General features: G+C 63.2%; 24 protein-coding genes. 9 read left to right on the plus strand and 15 right to left on the minus strand.

The genetic code is table 11. The annotated features are described in order from the left end of the window. The 11 genes from NK214_RS13120 to NK214_RS13170 form a co-directional block, all read right to left on the minus strand. Window positions 1-1,149: hypothetical protein (locus tag NK214_RS13120; RefSeq protein WP_253314719.1), on the minus strand; the 1,149-nt coding region annotated here is incomplete at its 3' end. Window positions 1,150-1,385: 236 nt separating this feature from the next. Further along, complete coding sequence (locus NK214_RS13125) at window positions 1,386-1,760, minus strand: hypothetical protein (protein ID WP_019104097.1); 375 nt, start codon at window positions 1,758-1,760, stop codon at window positions 1,386-1,388. A gap of 296 nt (window positions 1,761-2,056) precedes the next feature. Continuing rightward, a complete protein-coding gene (locus NK214_RS13130) occupies window positions 2,057-3,478 on the minus strand; it encodes a phage tail sheath C-terminal domain-containing protein (protein WP_227105788.1) in 1,422 nt (473 codons plus the stop codon). Window positions 3,479-3,553: 75 nt separating this feature from the next. Continuing rightward, window positions 3,554-4,252, minus strand: a complete 699-nt coding sequence (locus NK214_RS13135) for a phage protein Gp37 (protein WP_253314720.1) — start codon at window positions 4,250-4,252, stop codon at window positions 3,554-3,556. A gap of 116 nt (window positions 4,253-4,368) precedes the next feature. Beyond that, the gene (locus NK214_RS13140) at window positions 4,369-5,616 is read right to left on the minus strand and encodes a tail fiber protein (protein WP_107801255.1); all 1,248 of its coding nucleotides are present in this window, start codon (window positions 5,614-5,616) and stop codon (window positions 4,369-4,371) included. A gap of 158 nt (window positions 5,617-5,774) precedes the next feature. Beyond that, entirely contained in the window at window positions 5,775-5,990 is a 216-nt protein-coding gene (locus NK214_RS13145; protein ID WP_019102036.1) for a hypothetical protein, read from the minus strand. Window positions 5,991-6,004: 14 nt separating this feature from the next. Continuing rightward, window positions 6,005-6,202 carry a TraR/DksA family transcriptional regulator gene (locus NK214_RS13150; protein ID WP_043589247.1) on the minus strand — a complete coding sequence of 66 codons (198 nt, stop codon included), beginning with the start codon at window positions 6,200-6,202 and terminating at the stop codon, window positions 6,005-6,007. After that, window positions 6,199-6,777: a hypothetical protein gene (locus NK214_RS13155; protein ID WP_253314721.1), complete on the minus strand. Its 579-nt coding sequence runs from the start codon at window positions 6,775-6,777 to the stop codon at window positions 6,199-6,201. Before NK214_RS13155 ends, NK214_RS13150 begins: the two co-directional genes overlap by 4 nt. Next, window positions 6,777-7,001, minus strand: coding sequence for a hypothetical protein (locus NK214_RS13160; protein ID WP_227105798.1), 225 nt, complete (start codon window positions 6,999-7,001; stop codon window positions 6,777-6,779). Before NK214_RS13160 ends, NK214_RS13155 begins: the two co-directional genes overlap by 1 nt. Beyond that, complete coding sequence (locus tag NK214_RS13165; protein WP_253314722.1) at window positions 6,998-7,420, minus strand: M15 family metallopeptidase; 423 nt, start codon at window positions 7,418-7,420, stop codon at window positions 6,998-7,000. Before NK214_RS13165 ends, NK214_RS13160 begins: the two co-directional genes overlap by 4 nt. Before the next feature lie 151 nt (window positions 7,421-7,571). Next, complete coding sequence (locus NK214_RS13170) at window positions 7,572-7,985, minus strand: Mor transcription activator family protein (RefSeq protein WP_048415913.1); 414 nt, start codon at window positions 7,983-7,985, stop codon at window positions 7,572-7,574. Window positions 7,986-8,314: 329 nt separating this feature from the next. Between NK214_RS13170 and NK214_RS13175 the strand changes: the two genes are divergently transcribed. Next, entirely contained in the window at window positions 8,315-9,034 is a 720-nt protein-coding gene (locus NK214_RS13175; protein WP_253314723.1) for a helix-turn-helix transcriptional regulator, read from the plus strand. Window positions 9,035-9,095: 61 nt separating this feature from the next. Further along, the gene (locus NK214_RS13180) at window positions 9,096-9,680 is read left to right on the plus strand and encodes an SIS domain-containing protein (RefSeq protein WP_107801259.1); all 585 of its coding nucleotides are present in this window, start codon (window positions 9,096-9,098) and stop codon (window positions 9,678-9,680) included. Window positions 9,681-9,826: 146 nt separating this feature from the next. Here NK214_RS13180 and NK214_RS13185 read toward each other — a convergent pair whose 3' ends face one another. Both NK214_RS13185 and NK214_RS13190 read right to left on the minus strand, forming a co-directional pair. Then, window positions 9,827-10,762 (minus strand): alpha/beta hydrolase, encoded by a 936-nt coding sequence (locus tag NK214_RS13185; RefSeq protein ID WP_253314724.1) that lies wholly within the window; start codon window positions 10,760-10,762, stop codon window positions 9,827-9,829. Window positions 10,763-11,084: 322 nt separating this feature from the next. Next, the gene (locus NK214_RS13190; protein WP_253314725.1) at window positions 11,085-11,960 is read right to left on the minus strand and encodes an HD domain-containing phosphohydrolase; all 876 of its coding nucleotides are present in this window, start codon (window positions 11,958-11,960) and stop codon (window positions 11,085-11,087) included. A 283-nt stretch (window positions 11,961-12,243) separates the two neighbouring features. On the opposite strand from NK214_RS13190, the gene NK214_RS13195 reads away from it, so the two are divergent. The 5 genes from NK214_RS13195 (at window position 12,244) to NK214_RS13215 (ending at window position 17,080) form a co-directional block, all read left to right on the plus strand. Further along, window positions 12,244-13,602 (plus strand): SGNH/GDSL hydrolase family protein, encoded by a 1,359-nt coding sequence (locus tag NK214_RS13195; RefSeq protein ID WP_253314726.1) that lies wholly within the window; start codon window positions 12,244-12,246, stop codon window positions 13,600-13,602. A 247-nt stretch (window positions 13,603-13,849) separates the two neighbouring features. Further along, on the plus strand, window positions 13,850-14,863 hold the full coding sequence (locus tag NK214_RS13200; protein ID WP_253314727.1) for a class I SAM-dependent rRNA methyltransferase: 1,014 nt from the start codon (window positions 13,850-13,852) through the stop codon (window positions 14,861-14,863). Window positions 14,864-15,124: 261 nt separating this feature from the next. After that, complete coding sequence (locus NK214_RS13205; protein WP_253314728.1) at window positions 15,125-16,459, plus strand: SGNH/GDSL hydrolase family protein; 1,335 nt, start codon at window positions 15,125-15,127, stop codon at window positions 16,457-16,459. Between the two features lie 72 nt (window positions 16,460-16,531). Then, window positions 16,532-16,723, plus strand: coding sequence for a Lar family restriction alleviation protein (locus tag NK214_RS13210; protein WP_253314729.1), 192 nt, complete (start codon window positions 16,532-16,534; stop codon window positions 16,721-16,723). 9 nt (window positions 16,724-16,732) lie between these two features. Then, on the plus strand, window positions 16,733-17,080 hold the full coding sequence (locus NK214_RS13215) for a DMT family protein (protein ID WP_107801265.1): 348 nt from the start codon (window positions 16,733-16,735) through the stop codon (window positions 17,078-17,080). Between the two features lie 6 nt (window positions 17,081-17,086). Here the strand turns inward: NK214_RS13215 and NK214_RS13220 are convergent, their stop codons facing one another. Continuing rightward, entirely contained in the window at window positions 17,087-17,872 is a 786-nt protein-coding gene (locus tag NK214_RS13220) for an inositol monophosphatase family protein (RefSeq protein ID WP_197081382.1), read from the minus strand. 96 nt (window positions 17,873-17,968) lie between these two features. Between NK214_RS13220 and NK214_RS13225 the strand changes: the two genes are divergently transcribed. Beyond that, window positions 17,969-18,694 (plus strand): 16S rRNA (uracil(1498)-N(3))-methyltransferase, encoded by a 726-nt coding sequence (locus tag NK214_RS13225; protein WP_227105810.1) that lies wholly within the window; start codon window positions 17,969-17,971, stop codon window positions 18,692-18,694. A gap of 28 nt (window positions 18,695-18,722) precedes the next feature. Here the strand turns inward: NK214_RS13225 and NK214_RS13230 are convergent, their stop codons facing one another. Beyond that, window positions 18,723-19,937 carry an HD-GYP domain-containing protein gene (locus tag NK214_RS13230; protein WP_107801266.1) on the minus strand — a complete coding sequence of 405 codons (1,215 nt, stop codon included), beginning with the start codon at window positions 19,935-19,937 and terminating at the stop codon, window positions 18,723-18,725. A 493-nt stretch (window positions 19,938-20,430) separates the two neighbouring features. On the opposite strand from NK214_RS13230, the gene NK214_RS13235 reads away from it, so the two are divergent. Further along, the gene (locus NK214_RS13235; protein ID WP_253314730.1) at window positions 20,431-22,506 is read left to right on the plus strand and encodes a methyl-accepting chemotaxis protein; all 2,076 of its coding nucleotides are present in this window, start codon (window positions 20,431-20,433) and stop codon (window positions 22,504-22,506) included. Window positions 22,507-22,513 lie beyond the last annotated feature (7 nt).

Genomic DNA, 22,513 nt, shown 5'->3' on the forward strand with positions numbered 1-22,513 from the left:
CATGCCTTGGGCGAACAATTTGACACTATCCCCCGCAGCCTTGCCCACAATGGCTTCCGCCGCGCGTTGCGCAGCAGCGCCTTTCACCAGTTTTCCAGCTTTACCCCCGACACTCATTGAAGCCGCGACTCCAAGACCCTCGGTCATTGCCTCATGGAATCGGCCATTAATGACATGGTCGCCAAACGCGATAACATCGTTTGTCGCGCTCAAGGCCATTGCCGCACCAGGCATCATGTCGGGAAGCTTGGGAATTAATTTTGCCAATGCACCCGGCACCGCCTCTTTCCCCAAAATTGATGCCGCCAATGTCGCGGCATCGGGAATCGCCTGCTTGCTGGCCACCTTCTTTCTTAATTGCTCCAGCTTGATTTTCTTCTGCCCTTCGGGCAGGTCCTCAAGAGTCTTGGCTGGGCTGGGAAGTTTTTTAGGCGCTTGTTTTTTCGGCCGTGCAGGCTCCTGTTTTTTCTTGTCGCCAAATAGTTTTTCATACAGTCCCAGCCCCGTGTCCGCGAGCGATCCTGTTATTTTATTTTCGAGTGGGTCGGTTATTTCGCTGACTTTGCTGCCAACCACATCCATCGAGCTTTCGGCTGCATTCAACAATGTGTCGGCAAGGCCGATCTTGCCATCCTTGGGCAGGGATACATGGTCTCCGCCCAAAGCAAAGGTATCGAAAGCGGTTCCAGGCCAGCTGCCTTCCGGCAAGTCAAAAGCCTCGGTAAAATTTTTGGCGTCCGCTTGCACTATTTTTTTGATATCCATCCCCTGATCCTTTAGGATCTGGGGGATCATTTCTTTGGCAAGCTTATTTGAGGCCTGATTGTAAATCGCATCGGAATATGGCTTTTTCCCATGCTTCTTCATTAAATTCTTGGTTGATCCACGGAGAAAAGAGTCATAAACATCTCCAGTCCCGCCATTGGTCGACTCCGCCACGGACAGCCATAGATACAGCCCATCCAGCTCCTGCGAACGCTTAATTGCCTTGGCTTTTTCATGCGGCAGCACTGCGCTTTGATGCGCTTCTTGCTTCATCTTTTCTGCAACCGCACCCTTCAGAAAAGAGTAGATATCTGCATAATTCCCTCTTTTCCTGGCGGCCATTTCTTCTAGCTTCTTCAACTGCTCCGGGCTTAATTTAAGCATAACTGCTCCAGGTCAATACTTCACCGCCCCGTGAAATCAACTACTCATCAGATAAGACTCTATACCTGTCAAAATGCACTGATGTTTTACCGCAGCTTAAAACTGCGTATTCGCTCATATGATTTTCTGAGGCGACAAGGCGGGAATATATGAGAAGACGGCCAGATGCTTCCTGTTAATCAACGCTCCACATCCAGCCGTTCATTATTTAATCAGCCGATTAAATAAGCTTGAACTCACTCCTGAACTTTACGCAGCGACAGCAGCTTGATATCGCGGCGCGCTTCGCTTTCCACACCGTATTTCTCGCCCACTTCCAGCGTGAAGCAGTCCAGGTAGCTGGTGCGCTTGCCGCCCGGCGCCACCGGGAATTCGGTGAGCTTGGCGCCTTCGATCGCTTCCCAGTCCAGCTCGCCGGACAGCGGGATGGAGACGGTGACAGACAGCTCGTATTCCGAGATGCCGCGCGCGAAGCCGCGGGCGCGGCCGCTGCTGTTCATGGTTTTCACCAGCTTGCGGCCGGTCTTGCTGCTGACGTTCAGATCGATGACGTCGATTTCCTGGCCGTTGACTTCCAGTACGATCGAACCTGCGTATTCTTTCAAAGCCATGTGAATGTCCTTTTCGGTTTCATGTGGGCGGCCCGACCGGTTTGACGGCGGGCCGCCGGATCAAGCGTTAACGGGGGAAAACTAGGTCCGCCCGGGTAAGCGCGCGGGAGCAAGACGGCGCGCCGCGGCACCCCGCGTGTTTACCCAGCGCCGCTTAGAGCCTGTTTACGATCTGCTGCGCGTCGGCGATACGGCGTTGAAACCGCTTCGAAATGCTCATGTACCACGCGTACACTCCGCTTTCTCAGCCGTTTTCGCCTTGTCTCGCCTTAGCTCGCGAGACCGTAAACACGTTCTTACAGCAGCAGATCGATGCGGCCGGCGAACACGTGCAGGCCGTTGACCACGTCCACCGGGATCTTGGCGTCCAGACGGTTCACGTCTTGCGCGTCGCGCTCGACGATCAGGCCGTCCTTGTTGGCCTCCACCGCCTCGATGATTTCCAGCTCTTCCAGCTTGTAGAGCACGTCCAGCAGCTCGGAGCGGACCTTGGACGGGGTGCGATCGGACAGTTTTTCGCGCGGGAAGCGCAGCGCCACGCGCTCGCGGCAGGCGCGGCGCACGTAGTCCAGAGTGCGGATGGTGGTCAGATCCAGCAGCGACACGTCGTCCACGCCCTGCGCGTCCTTGGTGTAGGTGCTGATGGAGCGCACGATCTGCACGCGTTCGCCCGGGCCCACTTCCAGCGGGGTCACGCCGTTGTAGAGGGCGTTTTCCTGCTCGGTGCGGCTGGTGCGGGCGGCCAGTTCCACCACGTCCAGGCCTTTGAGCTCCAGGGTGTTCAGCGGACGGGCCGGATCTTCCTCGCTGGCGATCACCGCGGCGTAAGCGGCGGCCAGTTCGCCCGGCAGCTTGGCGGAGCCGCGATACCAGGCGGCGCTGACGCGGCCGCTGGCCAGTTTGGAGGCGACGGCGCTGACTTCCGACAGCGCGCCGACGGCGCCGACCACGCCGATGGCGCCGCGTTGCTCCATCGGACCGGACACGAAGTCCAGATGGGTGCGCAGCGCGGTGAAGGCGGTGTCGTTGTTGAAGGGGTTGACCACGATGTGGTGGCCGCCGCTGACCACGGCCGCCAGCGCCGGAGCGATGTCCGGATCGGCAGCGCCGCCCTTCATCGCGCCCACGGTGATGCCGAGGCCGGCGATCTGTTCCTGCGCTTTCAAGGCGACGGCGTTGCCGGCCGCGCCTTTGTGGCGAGCGGTCAGGGTCAGCACTTCCTTGGCCGCGGCGGCGGTCACCGGCAGATCCGCCAGCTTGTCGACGGCGGCCTTGGCGGCGGCGGCGATCTTGGCGGCGTCGTCGCCGGCGGCCACGGCCACGTCGATGCGACGGCCGCCGATGAACAGGCTGGCCACGCCGGCGCCGGTGGCCGGGCCGGTGAAGGTGAAGGTGCCGACGGCGGCGGCGGCGCTGTCCGCGTCGTCAACCGCGATCACGCTGAGTTGCAGATAGGGGTTGGCGTTGATGGCGGCGCGGGCCAACAGATGGGCGTAGGAGCCGCGGCCGAAAGCCTGGGCGGCCTGCTCGTCGCTGAACACGTCCAGCGCGGCCAGAGCCGGTTGAGCGGAGTCGGCGAAACGCTGGCCGATCACCAGCACGCGCTGCGGATTGCCCGGCAGGGTGCGCACCGCCAGCTTGGTGTTGAACTCGAAGTATTTGCCCGGCTTGCGGATGGACGCCGGAATCTGGTCGAAGCTGATGTTGGGGCTGGCCATAAAGTATGGGCTCCTGATTGATGCGGTTGGGGGAAAGTCGCCGCGCCGGACAGCGCGGCGGGATACTGCGAAAAATCAAACGGCGGGCGGCTTGGGCTGCAGCACGACATCCTGGGCCTGGACGGCCGTTTTGCCGTCCAGGCTGTAGTCCAGCCGGGTGCTGCGCCATTCGGCGGCGGGGCCTTCCAGCCTGCCGCCGAAGCGGGCGAACAGCTGGTCCGGATCCGTCTCGCCTTGCGGCGACGGCCAGTGGCCGTTGTCCAGCGCCTCGTCCAGCCAGTGGGTGGCGAAATCGCAAGCCACCAGGCTCCAAGGCTCGCCGTCCCGCTGCGCCTGAGCCAGCGGTCGCACTTGCTCGGGAATCAGCGGCGACACCGCCAGGCCGAAATCCTGAGCCGCCAGCAAGCGACGCACCGCGTAAACCAGCTGCCAGACGCCGGCGCCGGCGTAGCCCCGATCCGCCTGCAGGCGGTCGCCGACGATGACGGTGAAGCGGGTCTGCGCCTTGTAGCGCTGGCGTTGGCTGGCCGAAGGCTGGCAGGCGATAACGCCGCCGGCCACGGTCCACAACGCCGGCAAGCGCGCCAACGCCTGCGGATTCAGACCCGGGCTGCCCGCCGCCGGCGTCAGCCGGCTTTGGTAACGGCCTTGCGCCAGATCCAGCCCGCAGAGGCCGGTTTCGTCCAGATCGGCCGCCACTTCGCGCACCATGCGGCCCAGGCCTTGGCGCAGGCGGTCGGCGATGGCGTCTTGCAGTTGGATCAGCTGGGACATGATTTCCTCAATGATTCAGCGGTTTATCGATACGGCTATTGTCTCGCGCCCGCGGTTTTGGGCTTAGCTGAGCGATGTCAGTGGGGGCTTGCGGCCGCGGGCGCGGCCGAGGTGGATCAGGCCTTGATGCAGGCCAGCAGGGCGAGGTTGCGAGGACGGATGGATCGGAGCGATTGGGCGTCGCCCACCGCTTGGCCACTAGGAGTGAGCTTGTGAACTTGAACGGATGAGGAAGTCGCCGGCTCATACCCCAATTCAAGCAAGTTATTGCTCTTGCGATCGATGACTCCAACCGCCAGAGCAACATCGTCGTCCACTAGTGCTTGCGTCGATGCTTGCGCCGAACCTAATACCCGACCTGCATCAACCTTACGTCCATCGTCCCAACCACGGATGAATTCGCCCCGCAGATCGGGCAATTGAAACAGCTCGGTGTTTTCCGGACGGGACGAGCCGGTTTGTTCACCCGGCGGGGTGAACTCGGCCTGGTAGCGGCACTTCTTGGAAATCATCCAATCCTGGAAGTAGCCGCCGGCGGAGTCGGCGTAAATCGGGTCGTGGCCATCCACCGAGAACACGATGGTGTTGTCCGGAATATTGACTTTCAGCTCAGTCTTCAGGCTCCACGCCAGCTTGCCGTCGACAAACAGGCGATAGGTCGCGCCGTCGTAACACAACGCGATGTGATACCAGCGGGCCTCAGGAAACGCATTGGCCTGGCCCTGTACACCTTCGCAGATAAAACCGGAACCGGGACCGGCCAACCAAACCATCGGCGCCTTGGTCTGCGAATGGATGCCGAGACCGATCTCGCCCCAGGGCGCCGAAGCGTTCATGCCGAAAATCCAGTTGGGATGACCGGTGAACATCGGGTAATGCCAGCCTTCAATCGTGAACGCGTCCGGGTTGAACTTGCTTTGCACGGTGAAGCGGGCGTAATGGCCCTTGGCCTTGGTCTGCAAACTGGTTTTGCCGAATTTGCTTTGCTCGGAGCTCAGGTTCGCGGTGCCCACCAGCACCGCCTCTTTGCCGCTGATCAGATCGATCAATTTGTTGCGATCGTCAAACTTGAGCAGCGCCTGGATGTCCGTGTCCATTTCCTTGTTGGCGAACATATCGCCAATAGCCTGGTACAAAGAGGCATATTGCTGTTTGGACACCAGCGAGCCATCCGCCTTGATCCAGCCCGCCGGCGCTTCCTTGCGGGCGAAATACTGGATGGCGCCGCTCGGAACCGAAGCGCCCGAGTTTGCGCCGTCGTCGCAGCAGCACTGATTCATTTCGATACGTACGGGATTGGTTTCCGCTTGCCCCAGGACATTGACCTGGAATTGCGGCTTGATGCAGACAGTCGTGTTCGACATCTGGCTCTCCTTCTCTGGGTTGATTGAATACGAGGCAGAATCGGCGTCGCGCCTTGGATGCTGTTACCGATCCGCAGCGCGTGGGCGGGGGGAGGAAAATAACTTGGAACCGGTGTAGAAATGCACGCGCGGCATTTGCGCCAAAGCTGTTTGCGCGCTCAGTGGATCAAGCGCTTGAGGAACTCGCCCAGCAGCGTCACCGCCAGCGCGGACACCGCGCCGGACAAGGCGCCGCTGCGCGCGGCCTGGACTTCGACGTCGCGCAGCCGGCTGTCCAGCTCTTCCAGTTTTTTGTCTTGTTTGGCGAGGTGGGCCACGATCATGTCCAGCTTGCCTTCTATGCGGCCCAGGGCCATCAGATTGTCATGTTCCACGTGAAACCCGCCTTTCAGCCTTCGGCCAGTTGTTGGCAAATCACGCAGCGGGTGCAGCTGGGCATGATCGCCCGTCGCGCGGACGGAATGGGGTCGCCGCAATCCTCGCAGTGGCTGTAGCCTGTCTGGTCGAACTGCTGGTAATGGCGGGCAATCGCTTGCTCGCGGAACTCGGTTTCCAGCTCGCTGGCCCGATCGAAAAAGTCGCTCATGGTTGTGGTCCTTCGGAAGTAAACAGCCCGCCGAGCGCCGTCAGCCTTTGTTCCAGCTGCTGGCACCAGGCGCCGTAATCGGCGGCGTGGGCCAGGAGGTCTGCTGCCGGTAGCCCGGCGCCGGCGGAGGCGGCTTGATGGGGATTTGCAATAGATACGGAGTCGGTTGCGGGCACTGCGGCGGCGGCGTAGCCGAGGACTTGCCGGTAGAGGCGCAGGCTGTCAGGGCCAAGGCCGCCATAGCGGCCGCCATCCTGTTGCACGACATATTCGATCCTTTGTTTCTGGTCTCGCAGCCGCTGCTGCAGATTCTGTTGCTGACTCAACAAGCGCGCCTCCTGCCTGCCCAGCAGTTCGCGCAGACGTTGCTGCTGCTGCAAGGCCGCCTGCAGTTGCAATTGGGCGCGCTCCGCTTCCGCGGCCTGGCGGCCTTGATCCGCCGCCCGCTGTTCGGCCAAGCGCGCGCGCCAGTTCTCCGCGCCGTGTCGCAGCCCCAGCGGGTAGGCCAGGCCCGCCGCCAGCAAGGGCGGCAGCAGCCAGCCCCCCAATTTCAGCCATGCGAAGCCCGGCCCCATCAGCGCCCGCCTCGATCGCGCCAGGCGGCGATCAGCCGCAAGCCGGCGGAGTAGCCGCCGACGATGCCGAGATAAATCAGCCAGATATCCGCGCCCAGGGTGCCGCGCAGCCCTTCCACCACGAACAAGAGCGTGGCCGCCGCGCAGGCGATGTTCGCCCACAGCCGGGAATGGCTCAGCCGGCGGCCGCCGGGCCGGGTCAGCAAGTCGGACAGACGCATCATTTTTTCTCCTTGTCGAGGTCGGTCGGATTCAACTCAAAGTGGGGAAACTCGCGGAACGGCGCGTCCGGTCGGCCATACCAATTCAGGCCTAGCGCGGCGCCGATCTCGCCCATCAGCTGCCAGTGCGGATGGTGGGCGTCCCAGACCGGCTTGCCGCCGATCAGTGGCACCACGTCGAAGGCCCGCGCGGCCGGACTGTCGTGCAACATGGCGTTGTGCGCGGACTGGCCCGCGCGGGCGTTGGTGACCTTGAGACCGGGCCGGCTGCGGCCCTGCGCGTACAAGGCGTCCTGTTCCGCGCCGGAGCGCCAGGTGCAGGTGATCAAAGCCTCCACGCCGGCGTCGCGGCAGCGCCGCACAAAGGCCTCTGCCAGGGGTTGCAACTGCGGATGCAGGTCGGAAATAGCTCTGCTGGCCATGAAAACTCCTTGTTGTTGGCGAAACGTGGCTCATCGGCCGGCCGCAAGCCGGCCGCCTTGCGCGGCGCGCGCGCTGCCCTGCCAGGCAGAGGCGGAACCGGCTGAAAACAAACAGGAGAAATCGGATAGAGAGGAGAAGCGGAGTACAGCCTTAATGCAGATCTTGACTGGGCGTTTTCAGCACGCGCCACACCATGCGGTCGCTCAGTTGGAAGCGGATGGCCAGCACGCTGACCGCCTCGTTGGCGCCCAGGCCTTGGTCCAGCAGCTGATCGAAGTCGCTCAACAGCTGCTGATTGCGCGCCAGACGCAAGGCTTGGCTGCAACGCGGCACGTACAGGATGTCGCCGCCAAAATGATGGGTCAGACTGGCGGCGGCGTCCTCCCCAATCACCTCCACCAACGCGGCGAAGCGCAGCTGGCCCGCCTTGCTTTGGTTTTTGGAGATGGGCAAGGTGGTGCCGCCCAGCGCCTGCACCAGTTGCAAGGTGCGCGGCAGCCCGATCAGCTCAGCCACCAGGCGCATGGTTTCGGGCAGGGCCGGGGCAATATTGGCTACGGTCATCGCGGAAATCTCCTTGTGAGCACGGAACAAAGACGATAAGTTCTAAATAAGTTATAATTAATCAAGGCCATGTACGCCGTTCGCATTTAGAACTCGTGTTCTAAACGCTGGCAAGCCCATGAATTCTATTGAAATCGGCCTCGGTGGCATCTTCTTCTACGGGGGGATGGCTGGGGGCATATTTGTTTTGAACTTTACCCAGGTGTATGAGTGCTATTTTAGTTCAAAACATAAAACTGATCAATTAGTACGATGTCACTACCTGTCCTTTTGTACAGGGCATTTGACCGGGCCGTGGCGCCGGCCTCGCACGCCAAATGGAGTTCTATATGGAAAAAGACTTGGAACAGAGTGACTTCAAGCAGCGACTGGAGTCGTTGATAGGCGCGGAGAAGCCCTACGCCTGGGCCACTCGCATTGGAATCAACAAAGGCTCGTTCACCAATATGTGGTATCACGGCGGCGTGCCGCGCGCGGCTACCGCCAGCAAGATCGCGGAGGCCAGCGGTTGCAGGCTGGAATGGCTATTGCACGGCAGCGGCCCGCAGTACGACGCGGCGCCGCCGGTAGGCGCCTCGATTAGACTAGAACGCGATTCGGACTGTTTTGTACCCGACAACGTCCATGATGAGTTCTGTTTCATCCCGCGCTATAACCTGAAGGCTTCGGCCGGCTTTGGTTCCAATGCCAGCGAAGAGGCGCCGATGTTCTATATGGCCTTCCGCAAATACTGGATCAAGAACCATCTGAACGCCTCCGCCCGGGACTTGGCGGTGATCAGCGTCAAGGGCGACAGCATGAGCGGCGTGCTGGAGGATCGCGACACCATCCTGGTCAACACCGCCGAGCACTCCCCCGGCGAGGGCCTGTACGTGATCCGCATGGGCGAGGACATCTTCGTCAAGCAGTTGCAGCGTTTGCCCGGCGGCGCGGTGCAGGTGCGCAGCGCCAATCCCTTGTACGAGACCTTCACTGTGGACCTGCAACGCAATACCGGCGAGTTCGAGGTCATCGGCCGCGTGGTCTGGTTTGGCCGCCAGATCGGCTGACCCGGACCCGACGCGGGTGTAAACTGCTGTTTTGCCGCACCGCATGAAACGAGACACCACCATGATTCAACACATCGAAGCCAGCCTGAGCGAGGCGCAAACCGCCTTGGCCAATCTGCTGGCCAACCCGGAAGCGCTGGCCAGCATCGACGCGGCGGCGCAAACCCTGATCGCCAGCCTGACGGCCGGCGGACGCGTCTTTTCCTGCGGCAACGGCGGTTCGATGTGCGACGCCATGCATTTCGCCGAGGAACTGACCGGCCGCTATCGCAAGAACCGCCGCGGCATGGCCGCGGTCGCCATTTCCGACCCCAGCCACATGACTTGCGTGGCCAACGACTACGGCTACGAGTTCGTGTTTTCGCGCTATCTGGAAAGCCATGCCCGCGCCGGCGACGTGCTGATCGGCATCAGCACCAGCGGCAACAGCCAGACCATCGTCAACGCCGCAGAGGTGGCCCGCGACATGGGCGTCAAAGTCATCATCCTCACCGGCCGCGCCGGCACGCGGCTGGAGCCACTGGCCGATGTCTACGTCAACACGCCCGGCGGTCAGTTCGCGGACCGGGTGCAGGAACTGCACATCAAGGTGCTGCACATCCTGATTGAATTGGTGGAACGCCACTTCTGCCCGGAAAACTATTGAGTTTCCCTTTCGTCACGCTTGCCATTGTGCGGAAGATGCGCGCCGCGCCCTATGCGACGCCTGTCAGTACAACGGCATGACGGCACCGCGTAAAAAACCGCCGCCCGGTCAACCCGGCGGCGGTTTTGCTTTACGGCTGCGCGGCGCTAGCGGTTGAGGAAGGCGCCGATGCGCTGATACACCGCGCGGCATGCCTCCGGCACAATGGCCTCCAGATTGAGAAAGGCGTGCACCATGCCGTTCAGGTGCATGTGCTCCGCCTCCACCTCCGCCGCGCGCAGCTTGTCCGCGTAAAGAAACGCCTCGTCGCGCAGCGGATCGAAACCGGCCGACACCAGCAGGGTCGGCGGCAGTTTGCGGCTGAAGCCGCCATGCAGCGGCGAAGCCTGCAGCCGGTTCTCGGCATGCTGGAAGTAATTGTCGAAATACCAGGCCACCCGCGCCTTGGTCAGCAAATAGCCTTCGCCGTTCTCGTCCACCGAGGGCTGGCTCAAAGTGTAGTCGACGCTGGGATAGATCAGCACCTGACGCTTGATCCGCAAGGAGGCGTCGTACTGGCCCAGGCCGCTGAGACTGGAGGTCAACGCGCCGCCGGCGGAATCTCCGGCCAGCGACAGCTGACGCACATAGGGCAGCTGGCGCGCGTCCAACGCCTGCCACAAGCCCTTGGCCACGACGGCGGCGTCCTGCAGGCCCGCCGGATACGGGCTTTCCGGCGCAAGCCGGTAGTCGGCGGCCACCACCACGTGCTGGCTGGCGGCGGCCAGGCGGCGGCAGATCGGGTCGTAAACGCTGACGCTGCCCACCATGTGTCCGCCGCCGTGGAAAAACGCCAGCACCGGCAGCGCGCGCTTCGGGTCCGGGTGGTAGATGCGCACCGGCACGGTGAAGTCGCGGCCCGGCACCAGATCGTCGTTGACCCAGGCGATGTCCGGCCCCGGCGTCACCATCTGCCGGGTCAGATTGGCCAGCGCTTCGCGTGCGCCGATCGACGTCGCCTTATAGCCTTTGGCCACCAGTTCGGCCAGTTCGCGGTTGTATTCCTCCAGCCAGACGGCCAGAGCGGGATCGAGCTGATGCATGCGAGCTCCTATCGGCCCAGCGTGAAGGACGGCGCGCGGGCGCAAGCGGGAAGAGGGGAAGCCGGACGCGAAACGCGCTGGCAGGCTATTCCGTCTACGGATTTAGCCAGCTTATACCATTGGTATTGCAGCGCAAGCCCGCCGCACGCGCCTGGCATGCCCGCCCCCTTAGAACTTGTTCAAAGCCTGCTGCGCGTCGTGGAGCGTACACGGTGTGCACACCTTCGAAATGCTCATGCAGCACGAGCACATTCCGCTTCCTCGGCTGTTTTCGCCTGGTCTCGCCCTTGCTCGCGAGATTTTGAACAGGCTCTTTAGGCGCTCAGCCAAACAGCCGTTCCAGCAGGCTGGGTTTGCGCGTTTGCAACAACTGCTCGGCGCCCAAGAGCAAATCGTCTATCAGCCCCGGGTCGGCGCGCGGTTGCCGCGCCTGCGCCGGATTGGAACGGCCGGACGGCGCCAGATCCAGGTTCGGCCCGCGCCGCGTCAGCCTATAGCCGCCGGCGCAGCTGGGACAGAAAATTTCCTCGCCGTCGGCCATGCCGCGCGGCACGGCGATGATGGGGCCGCAGCCCTGGCAGCTTTGCAAGGGAATGCCCGGTTCGCTGTGGCCGATGATGTGATCGAAACGGCCGGCCTCGCCCAGCTGGATGAAGCGCTCGCCCAGTTCGCGGTCGAACTGGCTGCCCAGGTTTTCCCGGATGATGGCCAAGGCGCGCTCCTTGGGCATGCCCTGCCGGTACGGCCGGGTGCTGGTCATCGCGTCGAAGGCGTCGGCGATGCCGACGATGCGCGCCGCCAGCGGTATCTCCTTGTCCCTCAGCCCCTGCGGATAGCCGCGGCCGTCCGGCGTTTCGTGATGGCGCAGCACCGCGTCCAGCGCCAGTTCCGCCAAGGGATGATCGCTCAACAAATCCGCGCCCACCTGCGGATGGGTCTTGATCACCTCGTATTCGGCGTCGCTGAGCTTGTCCGGCTTGTTCAGCACCGCGTCCGGCACGCCCACCTTGCCCAGATCGTGCAGGAAGCCGCCCAGCGCGATGCGTTCCACCTCGGACTGCGGCAGGCCCAGATGATCGGCCAAGGCGTAGCACAGCCGCGACACCCGCCATAAATGCCCGCCGGTATAAGCGTCGCGCGCCTCCACCATCATCGCCATCGTATACAGCGTTTTCAGCAGCTCCCGCGCTTGTCGCATCTCTATCCCCGCATACCGATGAGGCCCGGCCGCGAGAGCGATATCTGCAAGCGCTCCGGCGGCGACTCAGGCCGAATGATTTCAATATGGCATATCAATGCGGCTTTGCTGCGCTGGCAGCAATACGACAGTCAAACGCCCGGAAATAGAGCAATCATTCCATTTGCATGAAATTTTCATTTTTCTTGGCTAGCCTAGGCGGCACGCGGATTGCGCGCCGCCCGCGGCGCCGGTCCATGCGTTTTCGCCGTCGCCTGACGGCGTTCCACACGAGGAGACAACAATGAAATCGCTGCTATTGCTGGGCCTTGCCCTGAGCCCCTTGGCCCATGCCGCCGCCGCCGAACCGATTCAACCCGATCCGCGCTACAGCCATGTGCTGTCCTCGTCCGGCCCGCTCAGCCGCGAACAGCTGCTGAAGACGGCTCCGCCGGCGCCGATGAGCCGCGCCGCGCGCGGCGACGCCAATATCGAGCTGATGTCGGTGCCCGGCCCGGCCACCTACACCTATTTGCGCTGCTATTACCGCACCGGCAGCGACGCCGCCAAGCCCACCACCGACTACGTGTGGGGGCTGGACCCCAGCAGCGGCGATTACTACCGCTTGAACGGCTACTGGTGGTCCAGCAGCGCGCTGGACTGGAAAAACATGTATTACACCGACGTGGCGCAGAGCACGCTGCAATCGGTCTGCCGCAACACCTTGCAGAAAAAAGGCATTCAGCAGAACCCGGCGATGGTGTTCGCCGCCGACAACCAGCTGTCCTTCAACTACACCGTGTGGACCAACGGCAAGGCCGGCCAGGGCGCCGCCGTCAACAAGATCGTCGCCTTCGGCGACAGCCTGTCCGACAACCAGAACGTCTACAACGCCTCGATGTGGACGCTGCCCAACCGCAACAGCTGGTTCCTAGGCCACTTCAGCAATGGCCAGGTGTGGGTGGAATACCTGGCCGGCCGCCTGCAGCTGCCGGTGTACAACTGGGCGATAGGCGGCGCCGGCGTGGACACGCAAAAACTGGTGATTCCCGGCGTGCAGCAGCAGGTGCAGTCATGGAAGGATTACATGAAGCAGGCCCGCGACTACGATCCGGCCACCACCTTGTTCACCATGCTGATCGGCGGCAACGATTTCGTGAACTACAACAACTCGGTGGACAAGGTGATCAGCGGCCAGAGCCAGGCGCTGACCAGCCTGATCGACGCCGGCGCGCGCAACATCCTGGTGCTCAATCTGCCCGACGTGTCGCGGGCGCCGGTGTTCCAGTTCAAATCCGGCGCGGCCCAGGTGGCCGTCCAGGTGCGCGACTACAACCAGCGTCTGAACGCCCTGGCCGACCAGCTGCGCCTCAAGTACGGCAGCGGCCTGAATCTGCGCGTGTTCGACAGCTACGCGCTGTTCAACAAGGTGCTGAACAACCCCTCCGCCTACCAGTTCAACAACACCACCCAGTCCTGCCTCAACATCAACGCGGACTCCAGCACCAACTATCTGAGTTCGCAGAGCCCGCGCGCCAACTGCGTCAATCCTGACAGCTTCGTGTTCTGGGACACCCTGCACCCCACCACCCGCACGCATAAAGTGCTGGCGGACGAGGTGTACGCCTTCCTGAACGGCTCCGCCGCCCTGGCCCGCCGCTGAGCCGCCGCGCGTTCTCCAACAGGCCGCCGCAGGGGGCCTGAGCCCACGCGGAGAGGACGAGGCCCGGCTTTGCCGGGCCTTTGGGCGACACGCGGATGCGCTTGGCCCGCCCCTGGCCTATTGTTTTGCAAAGGGTTTTCCCGACGCGCATTTGAGCGCGGCTGCGGCAAAGCATACAATGAAGGATTTTCCGGCGCGCCCGCCTCCGCGCAGCGAGCCGGCCCGGAACCGCAAGCGAAGGCCCCCGATGTCCTCCCTGACCCCATTGCTGCACAGCGCCGAAGCGGCGCGCGCAGAACTGATCGCCCGGCTGCAAGCCGAAGACACCAATTGTTACCGCCTGTTTCACGGCAGCGTGGAAGGCATGCCCGGCCTGACCGTGGACCGCTACGGCGAGCAGCTGCTGGCGCAAAGCTTTCACCAACCGCTGAGCGACGACGAGCTGGCGGAAATCCGCGCCCATTACCAGGCCAGCCACCCCGGCCTGCCGCTGATGTACAACGACCGCAGCGCCGGCAATTCGCGCATCGGCAACGCGCTGAGCCTGGAACAGCAGGCCGAGGCCGAAGCCGACCACACCATTCGCGAGCTGGGCGTCAACTACCACTACCGCGCGCGCCACAAGGGCCAGGACCCGTGGCTGTTTCTGGACCTGCGCGCCGCGCGCCGCCATGTGATGCAGCTGGCGGCCGGCAAGAGCGTGCTCAATCTGTTCGCCTACACTTGCGGCGTCGGCGTGGCCGCGGCCAAGGCCGGCGCCAGCTTCGTGATGAACGTCGACTTCGCCGAATCCAGCCTCAGCATCGGCCGCGCCAACGCCAAGCTCAATCTGCTGGCCACCCGCCCGCGCTGCGTGCAGAGCGATGTGTTCGCCGCCATCCGCCAGCTGTCCGGCATCGGCCAGCCGGAACGCGTGCGCGGCAAGAAAATGCCGCCCTTCCCCAAACTGGAAGCGCGCCAGTTCGACCTGGTGTTCCTGGACCCGCCGCGCTACTCCAAGAGCCCCTTCGGCGTGGTGGACCTGATCAACGACTACCAGGCGCTGTTCAAGCCGGCGCTGCTGGCCACCGCGCCCGGCGGCACGCTGATCTGCTGCAACAACGTCGCGCAAGTGGACGGCGACGCCTGGCTGGAAGCGCTCCAGCGCAGCGCGGCCAAGGCCGGCCGCGAAGTGCGTGCGGCGGAATGGATAAGCCCGGACGCGGACTTCCCCAGCCCGGACGGCAAACATCCCTTGAAGATTGTCGCGCTCAGCGTCTGATCTGTGCTCTTGACGGCTTGAGGCTACGCCCCAGTTGCCGCGACCAGATCCAATCTGGCTAAACGCCCGCCTTGCGCGGGCGTTTTTGCATGAAAAACCACACCGTTTGAACCATATGGCATTTTTACTGATGATTTAAAATTACCGTTTATTTTCACCTGTAAATACTTAAAGATCCCGGTACGGCATCACGCCGCTACAGCCGCGCTAGACGGCATACAACAGACAGCTTGACTCAAATCACGTATCGGGAAAGTCTCTATGAAACCTCAACTGCTACGCGGCCTGCTGGCCGCGGCCGGCCTGTTCGCCGCCAGCCAGGTTCACGCCCAGCTGGACCCGCAACTGGACTATCTGTCCCCGGGCGGCCCGCTCAGCGAAGCCCAGGTCAAGGCCGCGGCGGCCAAACCGGCCGTGGCGATGGGAGCCGCCACCTACACCTATCTGCGCTGCTATTACCGGCTGGACATGAGCCCCGGCAAGCCGCAAACCAATTACCACTGGGCGCTGGACCCCAGCAGCGGCGATTACTACCGCGTCAACGGCTACTGGTGGTCCGGCAGCATCGTCGCGCTGAAGAATATGTTCTACAGCGACGTGGCCCAGGACACCCTGGCCGCCGTCTGCCAGAAGACGCTGGCGGCCAAGGGCCTCAGCCGTCCCGTGGCGCTGTACGCCGCCGCCAACAACCAGATGTCCTACAACCACACCATCTGGAGCCAGGACAGCGCCAGCCAGCCGGCCGGCGTCAACAAGCTGATCGTGTTCGGCGACAGCCTGTCCGACACTCAGAACATGTACGGCGCCTCGCAATGGCGGCTGCCCAACGCCAAGAGCTGGTTCATCGGCCGCTTCAGCAACGACCGGGTCTGGGTGGAATATCTGGCCGAGCAGCTGAAGCTGCCGATCTACAACTGGGCGATAGGCGGCTCCGCCGGCGATCAGCACCTGGTGGTGCCGGGCTTGCTGCAGCAGGTGGAATCATGGTCGCAATACATGCAGAAAGCCGCCAATTACCGGCCGGAAAACACCCTGTTCACCATGCTGATAGGCGGCAACGACTTGCTCAACTACGGTCGCACCGTGGACCAGGTGATAAGCGATCAGGGCAAGGCGCTGGAACGCATCATCGCCGCCGGCGCGCGTCACATCGTGGTGCTTAACCTGCCCAATCTGGCCCGCACCCCGGCGGCCCAGGCCAGCGGCAAGGCCGCCGCGCTGGCGCCGCAAGTGCGCGACTACAACGCCAAGCTGGCGCTGCTGATCACGCAATTGCAGCAGAAGTACGGCAGCACGCTGAAGCTGAATCTGTTCGACAGCAACACCTTGTTCGACGACCTGCTCGACCATCCGGCCAAGTACCAGGTCAGCAACGCCACCCAGTCCTGCCTGGACATCGCCGGCAACGCCAGCCTGCCCTATATCTGGGAGCAGAAGCCGCGCGCGGAATGCGGCAATCCGGACGCCTTCGTGTTCTGGGACGTGCTGCACCCCACCACCCACACGCATAAGCTGTTGGGCGGCTATGTCGCCAACTTCGTCAAGGCCGCGGATCCGGCGGTCTCCTCCGCGGCGGCGCTGAAGGCGCGCCGCTAAGCGCTGACCCCATGCCGCCGCCATGGCGCGGCGGCTTGGGGTAAGATGCCGGTTTCAGCCGGACTTTCCGCCATGAGCCAGACACCGCAAACCGTCCTCAGACCCTGCCCCAAATGCGGCGCGCCCGCCTTGCTGGTCAAGGCCGGCTCCCGCCGCTTCTGGGTGCAATGCAGCCGCTATCCGGACAACGGCAATTGCAGCGCCATCGGCGCCCAGGCCGACAACAAGAAAGAAGCCGTCGCCAACTGGAACACCGGCCGCTGAGCGCGCACCATGAATCTCTCGCCCTATCTGCTGACGCCGCTGCTGCTGGTGTTGTCCAATGTGTTCATGACCTTCGCCTGGTACGCCCACCTGAAGGACATGTCGTCCAAACCCTGGTGGCTGGCCGCGCTGGCCAGCTGGGGCATCGCCTTGTTCGAGTATTTGCTGCAGGTGCCGGCCAACCGCGTCGGCTACGGCGCAATGACGCTGTCGCAGCTGAAGATCATTCAGGAAGTGATATCGCTGTCGGTATTCATACCGTTCGCGGTGTTCTACATGAACCAGCCCTTCCGCTGGGACTATGTCTGGGCCGGGCTGTGTCTGGTGGGCGCGGTCTACTTCATGTTCCGCGGCTGAAGCCGGCTACTGGTTGGCGCGCACCCAGCGATGCCATTGGGAGAACAACTCCGGATTGAGCGCGGCGATGGCGGAACGCTTCCAGATCACATCGCTCCAGTAATCGTCGCTGTTGAGGCTGGCGATCTGGCCGCCGGCTTCTTCCAGGATCACCGCGCCGGCGGCGTAATCCCACAGCCGCTGGCCGCCATGAAGATAAAGATCGTAGCGGCCGGCCGCCAGATAACACCAATCCAGCGTGCTGGAACCCAGATTGCGCAGGCTGCCGCAGGGGCAGGTGCTGCCGATGCGCGCGGCCAGCTTGCCGGAGCGCAGGTATTTGACCTCCACGCTGGCGATGGCGTCGCACATGGTGTTGACCACGGTTTTCAGGGGCAGGCGCTGACCGTTCAGATAAGCGCCCTCGCCGCGGCTGGCGTAGAACATTTCCTGGGACACGGGGTTGTAGATCACGCCCAGCCGGCTCTTGCCGCCCACCATCAGGCCGACTGAGATGGCGAAATACGGCAGGCCGTTGACGAAGTTGGTGGTGCCGTCTATCGGGTCCACCACCCACAAACCGTCCTGATTTTCCGCCCACAGCCGGTCCTGCTCGGCCAATTCCATCTCCTCGCCCAGCACCGGATGCGGCAGGATGCGGGGCAAGGCGGCCTGCAAAGCCTGCTGGCAAGCCATATCGGCCTCGGTGAACAGCGTGCCGTCGTCCTTGCGGCTTTTGCCCACTCGCAAAAAGCGCGGCATCACCTCGTCGCGCGCCACTTCCCTGAGCACCTGCATCACCTGTTCCAGCACCTGCATTCGTTTTCCCCCAAGGCCGCTGCAATCTATTTGCTGCAATCGCAGCAAACAAAGCAAAATACCGGTATCAACAGCGACTTTCAATACGTCATGCCCAGGTTTTACATTGACGCCGACCTCAGCGTCGGCCAAACGCTGGCCCTGCCGGACACCGTGGTGCGCCATGTCCAGGTGTTGCGGCTAGGCGCCGGCGACGCCGTCACCTTGTTCAACGGCCGCGGCGGCGAGTACGCCGCCACGCTGGACGCGGTGATGAAGCGCGACGCGCATTGCCTCATCGAAGGCTTCGACGACGTTTCACGTGAAACGCCGATCTGGCTGGGCCTGGCCCAAGCCATTTCCGGCGGCGACAAAATGGAATTCACCCTGCAAAAAGGCGTGGAAATGGGCATATCCGCGTTCCAGCCCATCGCCGCGGAGCGCTCCATCGTCAAGTTGTCCGGCGAGCGCGCCGACAAGCGCGTGGCCCGCTGGCAGGAGATCGTGATTTCCGCCTGCGAACAAAGCGGCCGCAACGCCATTCCTCAAGTATTGCCCATCCTGTCGCTGGAGCAATGGCTGAAACAGGCTCCGGACGCCGACGCGCGGCTGATTCTGTCTCCGGCCGGCACCCGGCGCCTGGCCGACATCGCCGCCGCGCCGGCGCGCGCCTGGCTGATGGCCGGCCCGGAAGGCGGTTACTCCGCGCGCGAAGAAGCCGCGGCGCTAAGCGCCGGCTGGACGCCGCTGAAACTGGGTCCGCGCATCCTGCGCACCGAAACCGCGGCGCTGGCCGCGGTGGCGGCGATACAGACCGTGTGGGGGGATTACCGCTAGCCCGAGCGGCGCGGGGCGCTCTGCCCCGCTATAGGAAACGCAGCGGATCTATCTTCCACTTGTCCGGCGACTCATGTTTGACGATGCGGTCGCCGCCGCCGAAACCCATGCCGCGCGACAGGTCCACCAGCTCCGGGGGGATGTAGACATTGCTCTTGGTGCTGAAAAACACCTTCACCTTGGGCGAGATCAGATTGCTCTCGTTCTGCTCCACCACCACGCCCAGCCGGCCGCTCTCCAGCCGCACCAGGGTGCCGATAGGATAAATGCCAATGCTGCGCATAAAGGCCTGCACCAGCTGCGGATTGAAGTGGAACTTCGACCACTCGTAGATCTTGCGCAAGGCGTCGGTGGGCGCCATGCCCTTGTGATAGCAGCGGTCCGAGGTCAGCGCGTCGTAGACGTCGACGATGGCCGCCATCTGCCCCAGTTGTGAAATCTCCTCGCCCTTGAGCCCGGCCGGATAGCCGCTGCCGTCGTGGCGCTCATGGTGCTGGGCCGCCACCAGCACCGCGGTTTCGGAAATGCCGGTGGTTTGCAGCAGGATCTGCTTGCTCTCCACCACATGGCACTTCATCACCGAGAACTCCTGCTCGGTCAATTTGCCCGGCTTGTTGAGGATGCGGTCCGGAATCTTCATCTTGCCGATATCGTGCAGCATGCCGCCGATGCCGGCGTGATGAATCACCTCCTTGCTCATCCCCATCGCGTTGCAGAAGCTGACCATCAAGGCGCCGACGCTGACCGAATGCTGGAAGGTGTAATTGTCCTTGTCCTTGATCCGGCACAGCGACAGCAGCGCGCCGCCGTTGCGCAGGATGGACGAGGTCATCTTGCTCACCGAGGGCTCCACCATCTCCAGCTCCACCTGCTTGCCCAGACGCACGTCCTTGAGAATGCCCTGGATGATCTGGTTGGCTTCGCTGTGGATCAGCTGGGCGCGGCCGAACTCGGCGCCGGCCTCCACCTGCCGCTCCAAAATGGTTTCGCTGCTGCCGAACTCGCGGATCTGCTCCTCCAGCAGCTTCTTCACCTCGGTGGCGGTCGGCGCGGAAGGCAGATCCAAGCCCTTGCGCGTATCGATGTACACCTCGTGAATGCCGGAGTCGGCGATCTTGTGGATCTCTTCCTCGTGCTTGATCAAAAAACGCTTAAGCAAAAAGGGGTGCGACATCCAATCGCAGTTCAGATCGTGGATGTACATGCCCACCTTGAGATCGGCCACTTCTATGCACTTGATCATTCTGTGCTCTTTATCCCGCCGCGCGCCTGTGCCGCCGGCCGCGCGCATGCGTCTCCGCCATCCTGTCACCCAGACCCCGCCGGCCGATGTCGCCGGCGAAAATGGACCGGCCCGCCCCTTGCCGCCCGGGCGCGCCTTCTTTCAGCATCAACTCCACTATCGGCATTTGCAAGGTATTCCATTAGCCCGTCGGTCAGGCAAGCGGCTTCGCATGACGTGCGAATTCACCGTCAAACTCGCGCAAAGCCTGCTAGATAACGCAGCGCGCCGCCGCTTGTCACGCGGCTGTAAATATTGCCGCCGCGTCCGCTGTGGCGCGCTCCCCACGTTCGGCCGCTCCGCGGCCCGCTTTTAGCGCGTCGGCATGGACCGGTGCGTGGCTCTGGCTTTAATGTCTATAAATAAGGGCAAGACGCCGGGCTTCGCCTCCGCTCGCGCGCGGCCGCGGCAGACCGCCATAGAACAAGCTTCGCAAGGTATTGGGGAAAGAAGAATGGAACAGCAGAAATGGGGCCGCCTGAGCACCCGCATCATTCTGGTGGCCGCGGCCGCCATCGCCGTCGGCTTCGCCGTCATGATCGGCCTGATCGCCTGGCAGAGCTATAGCTCGGCGGTGGACCAGGGCTACAAGCTGGCCTCGGAACAGGCCAGCAGCTACGCCAAGGACGCGGAAAGCGACTTCGCCCGCAACTTCACCCTGCCGCGCCATCTGGCCGACGCGGTGCAGGGCATACAGCGCGTCGCGCACCCGGACCGCAAGCACACCGACAACACCATCCAGCAGATGCTGGACAACGCGCCGCAATCCGTGGGCCTGTGGATGTTGTGGGAGCCCAACGCCTTCGACGGCAACGACAACGGCTTCCGCATGGACTGGCCGCGCCACGACCCCACCGGCCGCTACCAGCCCTATGTCACCAAGAACGACAAGGGCAAGGCGCAGATGGACGTGATGATGTCGGCGGACCGGGTCAAGGAATTCCCCAAGTTCAAGGAGCATCCGGACAGCTATCAGCCGGACTACGAAAAACCGGGCTGGGGCGATTTCTACTACGTGCCCAAGCAACGCGGCCGCGACACCATCACCGAGCCCTACCCTTACGAGGTGCAGAACCGCAAGATCCTGGAAAGCTCGCTGGCCGTGGTGATCAAGGACGCCGCCGGCAAGATGCTGGGCGTGTCCGCCACCGACATCGCGCTGGACGATCTGCAAAAAAAATTCGGCCAGATCCGGCTGTATGAAACCGGCTACGTCAGCATGCTGTCCGAAGGCGGCCTCTACGTGGTGAACCCGGAAGCCGGCCTGCTGGGCAAACCCGCGCCCAAGGACAGCCCGCTGACGCCCTATCTGGCCAAGATCAAGCAAGGCGAGGACTTCGTCTACGAGGCCGGCGGCTTCACCCACTTCTTCCACCCGGTCAAAGTGGCCAATACCGGCCAGTTCTGGACGCTGGGCGTCAGCATTCCCACCGCCGCCATCACCGCCGACGCGCGCAGGCAAAGCCTGACCGCGGTGCTGATCGGCGCGGTGGCGCTGGCGCTGATCCTGCTGGTGCTGGCCGGCGTGGTGCGCGCGCTGACCCGGCCGCTGAATCATCTGGCCGCCACCATGGAACAGCTGGCGTCCGGCAAGGGCGATCTGACCATACGCATCCCGATCCGCAACCGCGACGAAATCGGCCGCACCGCCGACGCCTTCAACCGCTTCATCGCCAGCCTGCGCGACATGTTCGTGGAAGTGCGCGAGCAAAGCCTGGCGGTCACCGCGGCGGCGGTGTCCCTGCAGGAGTCCGCGCGCCAAGTGGAAAGCGCCTCCGCCTCGCAATCGGACGCCGCCAGCGCCACCGCCGCCGGCGTGGAGGAAGTTACCGTCAGCGTGCAGCACATCGCCAACACCGCCCAACTGGCGGAGAGCACCGCACGGGAAACCGGCAGCCTGACCGAGCAGAGCGTCGCCACCGTCAACCAGGTCACCGCCGAAATCCGCCGCATGACCGACAATATGCACGCGCTGGCGGAGCGGGTGAACGGCCTGGGCGCGCGTTCGGCCGAGGTCAGCACCATCGTCAACGTGATCAAGGACATCGCGGACCAGACCAATCTCTTGGCGCTGAACGCGGCGATCGAAGCGGCGCGCGCCGGGGAAATGGGCCGCGGCTTCGCCGTGGTGGCGGACGAGGTGCGCAATCTGGCCGGCCGCACCGCCGAGGCCACGGTGGAGATCAGCCGCATCGTCAACGCTATCGGCCAGGAAACCCGCGACGCGGTCAGCGATGTGCAAAAGAGCAGCCAGCTGGTGGGCAATAGCGTGGCCATCGCCGAAGACGCCAATCAGGCGATGCAGACCGTGCTGGACCGCAGCCACGGCCTGGTGGGCAGCATCGTCGACATCGCCTCCTCCACCCGCGAGCAATCCGCCGCCAGCCTGGAGATCGCCCAGAACGTGGAGCGCATCAGCAGCATGGCGCAGAGCAATAGCGACGTGGTGCGCCAGGTGGCCGCCTCGGTCGGCCATCTGCGCGAATTGTCGGCGCGGCTGGAGGCGCTGGTGGGCGATTTCCGCACTTGAACCGCCG

The sequence above is a fragment of the Chromobacterium sp. S0633 genome (genome assembly GCF_024158805.1).
Classification (GTDB): Bacteria; Pseudomonadota; Gammaproteobacteria; order Burkholderiales; family Chromobacteriaceae; genus Chromobacterium.